Annotated in this window: 16 protein-coding genes and 1 pseudogene; 3 read left to right on the top strand and 14 right to left on the bottom strand. The window is 69.4% G+C overall.

Translation table 11 applies throughout. The features are described from left to right. The 4 genes and pseudogenes from RBJ65_RS27555 to RBJ65_RS27540 all read right to left on the bottom strand — a co-directional run. Positions 1-212 (bottom strand): annotated as a pseudogene (locus RBJ65_RS27555) (antibiotic biosynthesis monooxygenase); the annotation flags it as partial. 64 nt (positions 213-276) lie between these two features. Then, positions 277-945, bottom strand: coding sequence for a hypothetical protein (locus tag RBJ65_RS27550; protein ID WP_306322598.1), 669 nt, complete (start codon positions 943-945; stop codon positions 277-279). Further along, entirely contained in the window at positions 942-1115 is a 174-nt protein-coding gene (locus tag RBJ65_RS27545; RefSeq protein WP_306322597.1) for a hypothetical protein, read from the bottom strand. The genes RBJ65_RS27550 and RBJ65_RS27545 overlap by 4 nt, the downstream gene beginning before the upstream one ends. Beyond that, entirely contained in the window at positions 1112-1462 is a 351-nt protein-coding gene (locus RBJ65_RS27540; protein ID WP_306322596.1) for a hypothetical protein, read from the bottom strand. Before RBJ65_RS27540 ends, RBJ65_RS27545 begins: the two co-directional genes overlap by 4 nt. 101 nt (positions 1463-1563) lie before the next feature. Here RBJ65_RS27540 and dapA point away from each other — a divergent pair, with 101 nt between their 5' ends. Continuing rightward, complete coding sequence (gene dapA / locus RBJ65_RS27535) at positions 1564-2490, top strand: 4-hydroxy-tetrahydrodipicolinate synthase (RefSeq protein WP_306322595.1); 927 nt, start codon at positions 1564-1566, stop codon at positions 2488-2490. A 46-nt stretch (positions 2491-2536) separates the two neighbouring features. Beyond that, positions 2537-2860: an SCO4225 family membrane protein gene (locus RBJ65_RS27530; protein ID WP_306322594.1), complete on the top strand. Its 324-nt coding sequence runs from the start codon at positions 2537-2539 to the stop codon at positions 2858-2860. Between the two features lie 89 nt (positions 2861-2949). Here RBJ65_RS27530 and dapD read toward each other — a convergent pair whose 3' ends face one another. The 3 genes from dapD to RBJ65_RS27515 all read right to left on the bottom strand — a co-directional run bounded on the left by dapD (position 2950) and on the right by RBJ65_RS27515 (position 4922). Further along, positions 2950-3939: a 2,3,4,5-tetrahydropyridine-2,6-dicarboxylate N-succinyltransferase gene (gene dapD / locus RBJ65_RS27525; protein WP_306322593.1), complete on the bottom strand. Its 990-nt coding sequence runs from the start codon at positions 3937-3939 to the stop codon at positions 2950-2952. 94 nt (positions 3940-4033) lie between these two features. Continuing rightward, positions 4034-4573, bottom strand: coding sequence for a TetR/AcrR family transcriptional regulator (locus RBJ65_RS27520; RefSeq protein WP_306322592.1), 540 nt, complete (start codon positions 4571-4573; stop codon positions 4034-4036). 28 nt (positions 4574-4601) lie between these two features. Beyond that, on the bottom strand, positions 4602-4922 hold the full coding sequence (locus RBJ65_RS27515; protein ID WP_306322591.1) for a multidrug efflux SMR transporter: 321 nt from the start codon (positions 4920-4922) through the stop codon (positions 4602-4604). Positions 4923-5056: 134 nt separating this feature from the next. On the opposite strand from RBJ65_RS27515, the gene RBJ65_RS27510 reads away from it, so the two are divergent. Beyond that, positions 5057-7369: a hypothetical protein gene (locus RBJ65_RS27510; RefSeq protein WP_306322590.1), complete on the top strand. Its 2313-nt coding sequence runs from the start codon at positions 5057-5059 to the stop codon at positions 7367-7369. Between the two features lie 89 nt (positions 7370-7458). Here the strand turns inward: RBJ65_RS27510 and RBJ65_RS27505 are convergent, their stop codons facing one another. From RBJ65_RS27505 to sufD, 7 genes are read right to left on the bottom strand one after another with little or no spacing between them, the layout of a single operon-like run. Beyond that, the gene (locus RBJ65_RS27505; RefSeq protein ID WP_306322589.1) at positions 7459-7677 is read right to left on the bottom strand and encodes a hypothetical protein; all 219 of its coding nucleotides are present in this window, start codon (positions 7675-7677) and stop codon (positions 7459-7461) included. Between the two features lie 48 nt (positions 7678-7725). Further along, the gene (locus RBJ65_RS27500; protein WP_184596910.1) at positions 7726-8058 is read right to left on the bottom strand and encodes a metal-sulfur cluster assembly factor; all 333 of its coding nucleotides are present in this window, start codon (positions 8056-8058) and stop codon (positions 7726-7728) included. After that, a complete protein-coding gene (gene sufU / locus RBJ65_RS27495; protein ID WP_306322588.1) occupies positions 8055-8537 on the bottom strand; it encodes a Fe-S cluster assembly sulfur transfer protein SufU in 483 nt (160 codons plus the stop codon). Before sufU ends, RBJ65_RS27500 begins: the two co-directional genes overlap by 4 nt. 12 nt (positions 8538-8549) lie before the next feature. Further along, the gene (locus tag RBJ65_RS27490) at positions 8550-9806 is read right to left on the bottom strand and encodes a cysteine desulfurase (protein WP_306322587.1); all 1257 of its coding nucleotides are present in this window, start codon (positions 9804-9806) and stop codon (positions 8550-8552) included. Next, complete coding sequence (sufC, locus tag RBJ65_RS27485; RefSeq protein ID WP_306322586.1) at positions 9803-10567, bottom strand: Fe-S cluster assembly ATPase SufC; 765 nt, start codon at positions 10565-10567, stop codon at positions 9803-9805. Before sufC ends, RBJ65_RS27490 begins: the two co-directional genes overlap by 4 nt. 7 nt (positions 10568-10574) lie before the next feature. Further along, positions 10575-10910: a non-heme iron oxygenase ferredoxin subunit gene (locus tag RBJ65_RS27480; protein WP_306322585.1), complete on the bottom strand. Its 336-nt coding sequence runs from the start codon at positions 10908-10910 to the stop codon at positions 10575-10577. After that, a complete protein-coding gene (sufD, locus tag RBJ65_RS27475) occupies positions 10910-12091 on the bottom strand; it encodes a Fe-S cluster assembly protein SufD (RefSeq protein WP_306322584.1) in 1182 nt (393 codons plus the stop codon). Before sufD ends, RBJ65_RS27480 begins: the two co-directional genes overlap by 1 nt. Between the last annotated feature and the right edge of the window lie 26 nt (positions 12092-12117).

Below are 12117 nucleotides of genomic sequence, written 5' to 3'. Positions count from 1 at the left end.
TGCGAGTGGTGCATCAGGGTGGCGCCGTCGTCACCCGCGTACACGCTGTACGAGAGCAGCCCGGCGTGCGGCCACGGCCGGGTCTCCCAGGTGTGCGCGATGGCGTCGAGCACAGCGCGCTGCCGCTTGGGGTCGCCGACGTCCCAGGTCGACAGGAAGGCGAGCCCGGCGTCGGGGCGTACGAGTTCTGATCGACGCCCCTCACGCTCCACCCTCAACCTAACTTGAGGTCAACCACGCCCCGCCCACCGGACCACACCCCCCTGACCCGCCCGGCTACTTCTCCCCGCCCATCGCCCGCCCGAGCCGCGCCAACTGCCCCTGGAACCAGTCGAGTCGGGCCTGCAGCAGTGCCGCCTCCGCGACCAGTTCCGGCATTCCGGGGGCGGGGCCCCGCGGCGATCCGGTGCCCGGCGCGGCGGACACCCGCAGCCCGTCACCGGCGAGCCGGGCGAACACCTCCAGCGTCCAGCGCGCCCGCCCGCCCACACAGCCCCCGCACGCCGCCTCCAGCACCTGCCGCCCCTCGCGCCCCCACCCGGCGTCGGCCAGCACGGTCGCCTCGGCGCCGCACGGGCAGGGCCCGACGGTCGCGGCGCGCACCCGCTGGCGCCCGTACCGGTACCCGCGCTCGAACCGGATGTACGCCCCGAGCACGGACACCTCCAGCAGCACCGCCTTACGGTGCTCGGCGCCCACCAACATCCCGTCCGCCGCCCGGCGTTCGTGGACGCAGTGGAAGCCGCAGTCGCAGCGCCGGTGCGGTGCGCGGTGCCGCCTGCCGTACACGCAGCGCGCCTCGTCGAGGACCCGGTAGGGCGCGGCGGCGCCCAGCGAGACGCCCAGGAAACCGGCGCGCCCACCGTCCGCGTCGAGCACGGGGTGGGCGATCTTGTATCCGGTGGGCGGCTCCGTCGGACGCTCCTCGGGAAGCCGCAGCCTCATCGCGCGGCCGGTACCTCGGCGGGCTCCGGTGCGACGTCGTGCGCGGCGGCGCTCTCGGCCGCCAACTCCGCTGCCCGCTCACCCACTTCGAGGTCGGCCGCATCGGCCTTGGCTACTTGGGCTTCCTCTTCCTCGGCGATTCCGGTGGCGAGTGCTTTGCCGAGCCTCATGCTGCCTCCCCTGAACGGCCTTCGGTGACCCGGTCGCCGGTCACCGGCCTCTCATGGTGGCGCACAGGACCGGATTTGGCACCAGTGCGTTCGGCGTCGTGCAGGAGCAGCGCGTACTCGTCGGCCATCATCGCCTCGGCCACCGCGACGGCCCGCTCCCCCGTCTCCAGCGACGGGCGCGGACGCCGACGCCGCCACCACGCGGCACACGCCGCGTAGATCCCACCCGCACACATCACGGCGGGCGCGGCAAGCGCCAGCACCACGTCTCGCACAACAAACACCTCGCGCCCGAACCGGTTTCTCCTCTCCAGACCATCGGCCCGCGACGGAATCTCCTGAAGCACGCATCTCAGCCAAAACAATCGCCAACCCTTCAGCAGCGCTCCGCACCACCTCGTAGCAGAATTAAGTGGAGCCACCGCGTCCCCGGTCCGACACTCCACTCATGACCGACACGCTCCCGCGCCCCGCCCCCTTCGGCCGCGCCCTGTGCGCCATGATCACGCCCTTCACCGGCTCCGGCGCACTCGACCTGGACGCCGCCCAGAAGCTGGCCGACCACCTCGTCGCCGAGGGCTGCGAGGGCCTCGTCCTGTCGGGCACGACCGGCGAGTCACCGACCACGACGGACGCGGAGAAGGCGGAACTCGTACGGGCGGTGCGCGCGGCGGTCGACGGCCGCGCGACGGTCGTCGCAGGCATCGGCACGTCCGACACGGGGCATACGACGGACCTCGCCCACCAAGCCCAACAGGCGGGCGCGGACGCCCTGTTGCTGGTCACCCCGTACTACAGCCGCCCGCCCCAGGACGCGATCGAGGCCCACTTCCGCACCGTCGCCGACGCCACGGACCTCCCCGTGATGCTGTACGACATCCCGGGCCGCACCGGCACCCGCATCGAACCGCCCACGATGATCCGCCTCGCCTCCCACCCCCGCATCGTCGCCGTCAAGGACTGCGCGTACGACCTCCTCGGCACCCAGAAGGTCATGGCCGCGACGGACCTGGCCTACTACACGGGCTGCGACGAATACGTACTCGCGCTCTACGCACTCGGCGGCGCGGGCTACGTCTCGACGGTGGCGAACGTCGCGCCCGCCGCCTTCCGCGCCATCATCGACGCGTACGACGCCGGAAACACGACGGAAGCCGCCCGCCTCCAGCAACTCACCGTTCCCCTCACGGAGTTGATGATGAGCTCGGGCCTCCCCGGCACGGTCACCGCCAAGGCCCTCCTCGGCGGCCCGGTCCGCGCACCCCTGCGACCGGCGAGCCAGGAAGCGACCGACGCCCTACGGACGGCGTACGAGGACCTGCTCGACGCGCAACTCAGGTACGGATACTCATGCCGACGGCGCGAGCCCGCGTGACGATGGAGGAGGACCGGCGACACCAGCACCACCCACGGGGAGACCGATGAACGCCCGCACTGTCCTGCGCCTGACCGTCACCAACCCGGCGTCGGCGCTCTACCTCGCCGCCGTCACCGCCTCCGTCGCCTTCACGGCCGCCGTCACGCTCTTCTCCTCCGACCCCGGCTTCGCCGGCGTCTGGCCCTTCCTCCCCACGGCGCCCACCTCACTGTTCACGGTGGCCGCGCTGGACGCGGCGTGGGGCACGGAGGCCCCCATCTGGGCCCTCACCACGGCGATCGCCGCAAGCGCCCTCCTCCAGTCCCTGGCCCTCGGCGCGACCCTCGACGCCCTGCGCGGCCGACGGCACGTCCGCCCCACCTCCTGACGGCACCCGGCGGCCCCGGACGACAACGACGAGCGCCCTCCCGCATCGCGGGAGGGCGCTCGTGCGTATGCGCAACCGACTGTCGCCGGTCAGTTGTGGCTGTGCAGCACCTCGTTGAGGCCGCCCCAGACCGCATTGTTCGGGCGGGCCTCGACCGTGCCGGTGACGGAGTTGCGGCGGTAGAGGATGTTGCTCGCGCCGTTCAGCTCGCGGGCCTTGACGACCTGACCGTCGGGCATCGTGACGCGGGTGCCGGCCGTGACGTACAGGCCCGCCTCGACGACGCACTCGTCGCCGAGCGCGATGCCGACGCCGGCCTCGGCGCCGACGAGGCAGCGCTCGCCGATGACGATGCGGACGTTGCCGCCGCCGGAGAGGGTGCCCATGGTGGAGGCGCCGCCGCCGATGTCGGAGCCGTCGCCGACGACGACGCCCGCGGAGACGCGGCCCTCGATCATCGACGTACCGAGCGTGCCGGCGTTGAAGTTCACGAAGCCCTCGTGCATGACCGTGGTGCCCTCGGCGAGGTGCGCGCCGAGGCGGACGCGGTCGGCGTCGGCGATGCGCACGCCCTTGGGGGCGACGTAGTCCGTCATGCGCGGGAACTTGTCGACCGAGGTCACGGCCAGGTGCAGGCCCTCCGCGCGGGCGTTCAGGCGGACCGTCTCCAGGGCGTCGACGGCGACCGGGCCGAGCGAGGTCCAGGCGACGTTGGCGAGGAAGCCGAACATGCCGTCCAGGTTCTGGCCGTGCGGCTTCACCAGGCGGTGCGAGAGGAGGTGCAGGCGCAGGTACACGTCGTGCGCGTCGAGCGGCTTGTCGTCGAGGGACGCGATGACCGTGCGTACGGCCACGGTCTCGACGCCGCGGCGGGCGTCGGGGCCGATCGCCTTCGCCGCGCCCTCGCCGAGCAGCTCGACGGCCTTCTCGGCGGTGAGCTTCTCGGTCCCGGCCGGGCCGGGCTCGGCGACGAGCTCGGGGGCGGGGAACCAGGTGTCGAGCACGGTGCCGTCGGCGGTGATGGTGGCAAGACCGGCGGCGACGGCGCCGGTGGAGCGGGGGGCATTGGTGTCGGTCATGGCCCCAAACCTAATCGGCGCGGGCCCGCGGAGGCTAACCGGTGCCCGCCCCCGTCTCACCCACCGGGCCCCTCACCGGCCCCCACCGGTCCTCTCACCGAATCAGCCGCGCCAGCATCTCCCGCGTGTACGCCTCGTCGTACTCGCCGCCCGTCAGCAGCACCTCGATCGAGATCCCGTCCATGAGCGCGACCAGCGCCCGCGCCGTACCGGGGTCGGTGCGCCTGGCCACCACCTCGGCCAGCTCCTCGCACCACTCGGCGGCGACCGGCCGCAGCGCCGGGCGGCGCAGCGCCGCCAGGTACAGCTCGTACTCCAGCTCCACGCCCTCCCGCTCCCCGCCCAGCCACTCGCCGAGCACGGCGGCCAGCTCGGCCGGCAGATCGGTCTCCGGGTCCTCGATGGCGTGGTGCGCGGCGACGACCTTCGCGAAGCCCTCGTTGGCCTGCCGCAGCGCCGCCACCATCAGCTCGTCGAGCGTCTTGAAGTGGTACGTGGTGGAGCCCAGCGGCACGTCCGCCTCGCGGGCCACGGAGCGGTGGCTGAGCCCGCCGATGCCCTTCGCCCCGACCACCCGGATCGCGGCGTCGATGATCCGCTGCCGGCGCTCGGGGTCGTAACGGCGCGTTCCCATCAGCACGTTCCCCTCGGATTCGGACCCATCAGTGCGCACCGCCCAGATTCAGCAGGACCACCCCGCCGATGACGAGCAGGATGCCCGCGACCTTGGCGAGCGTCAGCCCCTCCCCCAGGAACAGCATCCCGATCGCGGCGATGACGGCGGTGCCGGTCCCCGCCCAGATCGCGTACGCGGTACCGATCTGCACGGTCTTCAGCGTCTGCGCGAGCAGCGCGAACGCGACGATGTAGCCGGCGACGGTGAACAGCGAGGGCCAGAGCCTGCTGAATCCCTCGCTGTATTTCATGGCGGTGGTGGCGCCCACCTCGGCGGCTATGGCGCCGGCCAGCAGCACGTATCCCATGTGTACGAGTGTACATAAACGTTGGGTACGGGCGTACACAAAGGCTCCCTGAAACACCCTGGAACCCCTTGTGAACGGGCCGGGCGCACCGCGCCCCCACCTCGACTGTCAGTGCCGGCCGTCACCATGGGCGGATGGACCCCATGACCACTGACGGGACGGCACGGCACGAGTTCTCACAAGCCCTTCAGTCCGCCCTGCGAGAAGCCACCCCCGACGGCGCCGCAAAGCCGACGCTGGCGAAAATCGTCAACACTGCGCAGGCGCGGGGACGTACGCGCCTGACTCCGTCAGCCGTCAACGCCTGGATGAACGGGAAGCGCCTTCCCACGTCGTGGGCCGCCGTGGACAGTTTCCTCGGCGCACTGGAGCAGCTCGGCTCACTGCCACGCGGAAAATTCCACCGTCCCGACTGGGAACGTCTGTACAAACGCGCGAAGGACGAGCCGACGCCCGCGCGCACGCCTCGTGTGGCCACGCTCCGAGTCCACGAAGCCGATCCACTGGAACTCAAGGTCCACCCCGCCCGCATCACCAAAAGCGGCAACACGGTCCCTTCATACATCCCTCGGGACGTCGACGAAGCGGTGCGTACCACCCTCAGCCGGGTCTGTGAGGACGGCGGGTTCGTCCTCCTCACCGGAGCGTCGACTGCGGGCAAGACCCGCTGTGCCTACGAAGCCATGGTCACCACGCTGCCCGACCACCTGCTCATCGTCCCCCAGCACGTCACGGAGATCCCCGACGCGATCACAGCAGCCGTCCAGGCAGGCAAGGTCGGCACTCCCCACGTCCTCTGGCTCAATGACATGGAGCAGTTCTTGGGGCTCGGCGGCCTGGGCCTTCCGGAAATCCGAGCCCTCCGCTCCGCTCGGACCGTAGTGCTCGGAACCATGCGCTCGCGCATCAGGGAGGGCATGCCATCGAACGAGGCGATCCGCCTGTCCCAGGAGTTCGACGTCAAACGCATGTGGTCGCCGCAGGAACTGGAGCGAGCACGGCTGCAGTTCCGCTCGGGCCGTGACGAACGTCTGCGACTGGCCCTCAGCCAGGCGGAGAACTTCGGCGTTGCGGAAACCCTGGCGACCGGACCGCAGTTGTGGCGGGAGTTGAATGCCGCATCCGTCGTGGATGGACACCCAAGGGGAGCCGCCCTCGTATGGGCAGCCATCGACCTGTCGCTGGCGGGACTCATGGACCCGCTCTCACAGGAAGTCCTACGGGAGCTGCACGAGGACTACTTGCCGGGCAGCAACAAGCAGCTGATCGGCCCCGAGCCCTGGGACTCCGCCCTGGAGTGGGCCACCAGTCCGCGCGACGCCGTCACACGGCTCCTCATCCCCGAAGGGGACGGAGTGCGTCCGTTCGACTATCTCTTGGATGCCCACCTCCGGGAGCACAGGCCATCTCCTTCCCTCATCCCGGAGAAAATCTGGGGAATGGCCCTCGCCAGCGGAACGGAGGCACATCAGCGCTTCGACATCGCCCTCGCCTCCCACGCGAACGACCGCATGGACATCGCACGTCGCTCACTGCTTCCCCTCGTCGACCAGGGTGACATCGACGCCCTGCGCACCCTCGGGCTCCTCTACGAGCGAACCGACAAAGCCGAAGCCGCCCATTGGCTGCAGCTGGCAATAGACGCGGGTGATGTCCTGTCGATCCGGCTCATGGGCAATCTCCACTTCCGGCAACGGGATCGCCAGTCGGCGCTCGATTGGTACTGGCAAGCCGCCCAGGAAGGGGATGAGGTCGCCAGCTCGTACTTCAATGGTCCCGGCCTTGACCATCGCGCGATACCAGAGGGGATGCGACCTGCTGCGCCATCCGATCCGGCGGCCCCTTCTCCTACCGACGAGGACGACTGGGACGACGACGCCTACTACGGCCCCACCGTGCGTACCTTGCGCGTCCTGGAAGCCGCCTTCGACACCGTGGCCGACAGGGCGTACGACTCCTTGGAGGAGGTCGGCGACCGCCGCGTCGATCTAGGTGATCACTACGCCTCTGTCTTCAGCGACCTGCCCGTGCTCACATGGGGTCAACAGGCGTCCTGGCGTCGGCAGATGGCTCGGTGCTTCGACGACCTGGCCAACGACATCCGGGCAGGAGACGAGCCGCGGCCCACCTGCACCGGCGAGGAAATGGCGCTTCACTTGGCCCTGGAGTACGCGTCGAGCATGGTGATCGACGAGAGCGAGTCCGTCTCCGCCCTGGTGAAAGACCTGCCGGCCAGCCACGACGATTACGACTGGGACCTGTGCATAGCAGTTCTGCTCGAGGACACCGACGTGCTGTTCCTCTACGAACCCTGGTCCCAGGGCATCGAGGACTCCGACAGCATCGCCCACCAGTTCCTCGGCATCGCCAACCTTGAAGCCGCCGACTGGTTCGAACCGTTCTACAGGGGCTCGGGGCGCGATCCCGACCGCGGGTTCCGCCGCTGACTCCGTCCCGCCGGGAAATCCCGGTCACCGAATCCGACCTGCGACAACCTAGCCCGCCCCCGCCTAGCAAGTACCGCACTGTCGTCCTGTCAGGTGTTGTTGGCGACGACACACCACTCAACAGCGTCCACGGAAAGGTCCGACCGGTGCCCCTCGTCCCTGAACTTCTTCTCCTGACAGGAATCCCGCTGTCCCTCATCTTTGCCCTGCTCCTCGGGCACCTGGCTACCCTGCGAGGTCTGCGGGGCAGCCAGCGCATCGCGGCTTTCCGCGTCTTCACCGACGCGGTAAAACGACGCCGCTGACACGAAGGGCCCCGGCCGAAGCCGGGGCCCTTCGTCACGCACAACAGCTACTCACACGTTGAACCCGAGCGCCCGCAGCTGCTCGCGCCCATCGTCCGTGATCTTGTCCGGGCCCCACGGCGGCATCCAGACCCAGTTGATCCGCAGCTCGTTGACGATGCCGTCGGTGGCGGACTTGGCCTGGTCCTCGATGACGTCGGTGAGCGGGCAGGCCGCCGACGTCAGCGTCATGTCGATCGTCGCGATGTTCGCGTCGTCGATGTGGATGCCGTAGATCAGGCCCAGGTTCACGACGTCGATGCCCAGCTCGGGGTCGACGACGTCGTACAGCGCCTCGCGGACCTCGTCCTCGGAGGCGGGCTTCATCTCAATGGTCTCGCTCATGCGGTCTTCGCCTCCTCCGGCCGATGCGGAGCATCTGATGTGCCCAGCGCCTGTGCCGTCGCGTCCTTCCACGCCATCCAGCTCAGGAGGGCGCACTTGACTCGGGCCGGGTACTTGGAGACCCCGGCGAACGCGACGGCGTCCTCCAGGAGGTCCTCCATCGCGTCGTCCGGCTCGATCTGCCCCTTCGACTGCATCAGGTCCAGGAAGGTCTCCTGGATCTGCCGCGCGTCGGACAGTTCCTTGCCGACCAGAAGGTCGTTGAGGACGGACGCCGAGGCCTGGCTGATGGAACAGCCCTGGCCCTCGTACGACACGTCCGCGATCTTCTCGCCGTCGTACTTCACGCGCAGTGTGATCTCGTCACCGCACGTCGGGTTGACGTGGTGCACCTCGGCGTCGCCATCCCGCAAGCCCCGGCCGTGCGGGTGCTTGTAGTGGTCCAGGATGACTTCCTGGTACATCGAATCCAGCTTCACGATCCCCAGCCCTTAACCGAAGAAATTGCGGACGTGTTCGAGCCCCTCGACGAGCGCGTCGATCTCGCCCGGCGTGGAGTACAGATAGAACGACGCTCGCGTGGTCGCAGGAATTCCATAGCGGAGGCAGACCGGGCGTGCGCAGTGGTGGCCGACGCGGACGGCGATGCCCTGCTCGTCGAGGACCTGGCCCACGTCGTGCGGGTGGATGTCGCCGAGCGTGAACGAGATCGCGGCGCCGCGCTCCTCGGCCGTGGCCGGGCCGATGATCTTGAGGCCGGGGACCTCCTGGAGCCGCTTCACCGCGTACTCGGTGAGCGCCTCTTCGTGCCGGTGGATGTTCTCCATGCCGATCGACTGCAGGTAGTCGATCGCCGCGCCGAGGCCCACGGCCTCCGCGACCGGCGGCGTACCGGCCTCGAACTTGTGCGGAGCGGGGGCGTACGTCGAGGAGTGCATGGACACCGTCTCGATCATCTCGCCGCCGCCGAGGAACGGGGGCAGGTCCTCCAGGAGTTCCTGGCGGCCCCAGAGGACGCCGATGCCCGTCGGGCCGCACATCTTGTGGCCGGTGAAGGCCACGAAGTCGGCCTGCAGCGCCTGCACGTCTATCGGCATGTGCGGCGCGGCCTGCGAGGCGTCGATCATGACCAGGGCGCCGACTTCCTGGGCGCGGCGCACGATGGCCTCGACCGGGTTGTGGGTGCCGAGGATGTTCGACACGAGCACGAAGGAGACGATCTTCGTCTTCTCCGTGATGATCTCGTCGATGTTGCTCAGGTCGAGGCGGCCGTCGTCGGTCAGGCCGAACCACTTCAGCTTCGCGCCGGTGCGCTGCGCGAGCAGCTGCCACGGAACGATGTTGGAGTGGTGCTCCATCTCCGTGATGACGATCTCGGTCTCGTGATCGACCTTGTACGGCTCGTCGGCCCAACCGAGCATGTTGGCAACGAGGTTGAGCGATTCCGAGGCGTTCTTCGTGAAGACGACCTCGTCGCGGCTCGGCGCGTTGATGAACGCGGCGACCTTGTCGCGCGCGCCCTCGTACAGCGCCGTGGCCTCCTCGGCCAGCACGTGCACGCCGCGGTGGACGTTGGCGTTGTGCTGTTCGTAGTACTCAGTCATGGCGTCGAGGACCTGGCGCGGCGTCTGGCTGGTCGCCGCGTTGTCCAGGTACACGAGCTTCTCGCCGTCGTGCAGTACCCGGTCGAGGATCGGGAAGTCCTTGCGGATCGCCTCGGTGTCGAGGAGGCCCGGCAGCTGTGTCACGCGGATGCGCCACCCTTCACGTACTTGTCGTAGCCCTCGGCCTCGAGCTGGTCGGCGAGCTCGGCGCCGCCGGACTCGACGATGCGGCCGTTCGCGAACACGTGCACGTGGTCGGGCTTGATGTAGCGCAGGATGCGCGTGTAGTGCGTCACCAGGAGGGTGCCGACCTCGCCGTTCTCACGGACACGGTTGATGCCCTCGGAGACGACGCGCAGGGCGTCGACGTCCAGGCCGGAGTCGGTCTCGTCGAGGACCGCGATCTTCGGCTTGAGGAGCTCCAGCTGGAGGATCTCGTGGCGCTTCTTCTCGCCGCCGGAGAAGCCCTCGTTCACGTTGCGCTCAGCAAAGGAGGGGTCCATGGAGAGCTTCTCCATGGCCTCCTTGACCTCCTTCACCCAGGTACGCAGCTTGGGGGCCTCGCCGCGCACGGCCGTGGCCGAGGTGCGCAGGAAGTTCGAGACGGAGACGCCGGGGACCTCGACCGGGTACTGCATGGCGAGGAAGAGGCCGGCGCGGGCGCGCTCGTCGACGGACATCTCCAGGACGTCCTCGCCGTCGAGCGTGACGGTGCCGGAGGTGATCGTGTACTTGGGGTGACCCGCGAGGGAGTACGCGAGGGTCGACTTGCCGGAGCCGTTCGGACCCATGATCGCGTGGGTCTCGCCCTGCTTCACGGTCAGGTCGACGCCCTTGAGGATCTCCTTCGTGGCGTTGTCCGCCTCGACGGTGACGTGCAGGTCCTTGATTTCAAGCGTTGCCATGGGGGCTTCAGTTCTCCTGGGTGAGGGAGGCGCGCACGTCGACGAGGACGTCGCCCCCTTCGATCTTCACGGGGTATACGGGCACGGGGCGGGTGGCCGGGAGGCCGGACGGCTTTCCGGTGCGCAGGTCGAACGCGGAGCCGTGCAGCCAGCACTCGATCTGGCAGTCCTCGACCTCGCCCTCGGAGAGCGAGACGTTCGCGTGCGAGCAGATGTCGTTGATCGCGAACACCTCGCCCTCGGTGCTCACGATGGACACGGGCGTGCCGTCGATCTCCACCCGCTTCGGGGTGTCGGTCTCCAGCTCGCTGAGCCCACAGGCACGTACGAAGGACGGGGTCATCAGACCGAAGCCTCCAGTTCGGCCTCGATCTTCTCGAGCAGGCGCGCCTCGATGTCCGGGACACCGATCTGCTGGACCAGCTCGGCGAAGAAGCCGCGCACGACGAGGCGGCGGGCGTCCTCGGCGGGGATGCCGCGGGACATCAGGTAGAAGAGCTGCTCGTCGTCGAAGCGGCCGGTCGCGGAGGCGTGACCGGCGCCGACGATCTCGCCGGTCTCGATCTCCAGGTTCGGCACCGAGTCGACCCGCGCGCCGTCCGTGAGGACGAGGTTGCGGTTCATCTCGTACGTGTCCGTGCCCTCGGCCGCGGCCTCGATGAGGACGTCACCGATCCACACGGCGTGCGCGTCGTCGCCCTGGAGCGCGCCCTTGTAGACGACGTTCGACTTGCAGTGCGGGGTGTTGTGGTCGACCAGGAGGCGGTGCTCCTGGTGCTGGCCCGCGTCGGTGAAGTACAGGCCGAACAGCTCGGCCTCGCCGCCGGTGGCCGCGTACTGGACGCGGGGGTGCAGGCGGACGACGTCGCCGCCGAAGGTGACGACGACCGACTTGAAGGAGGCGTCGCGGCCGACGAGCGCGTTGTGCTGCGCCACGTGCACGGCCTTGTCGTCCCAGTCCTGCACGGAGACGACGGTCAGCTTCGCGCCGTCGCCGAGCAGGTAGTCGACGTTGGCGGCGAGCACCGCGTCACCGGTGTGGTCGATGACGACGACGGCCTCGGCGAAGGCGCCCAGCTCGATGACCTGGTGGCCGTAGGCGGTGCCGCCCTCGCCGTGCACGCGGATCCGGATCGGCTCGGTGAGCACCGTCTCCTTGGGCACGGAGACGACGGACGCCTTCTCGAACGCCGAGTACGCCTGCGCGGCGATCCGGTCGACGGGCTTGCCGGCCTTGCCGACGCGGGCGTCGTCGCGGCCGACCAGCTCGACGTCGACGCCCTCGGGGGCCTCGACGTCGACCTTCACGCCGTCGCCGGACGCGGTGGCGGTGCCGTCGTGCAGACCGCGCATCCGCTCCAGCGGCGTGAACCGCCACTCCTCCTCGCGGCCGTGCGGGACCGGGAAGTCCTGCACGTCGTAGGAGGGCGGCGCGCTCATGCGCGTGGCGACGGTCGACTCGGCGGCGACCGCGATCTGTCCGGCGGTCGTCGACCCGGCCGGGATGTTCTGAGCCTCAGCCATGGCTGTCGTGGTGCTCGCTTTCGTTA

The organism is Streptomyces sp. KL109B (assembly GCF_030766935.1).
In the GTDB taxonomy this organism is placed as follows: Bacteria; Actinomycetota; Actinomycetes; order Streptomycetales; family Streptomycetaceae; genus Streptomyces.
The sequence above is the reverse complement of the archived record's forward strand: the minus strand, read 5'-3'. Positions and strand labels throughout refer to the sequence as shown.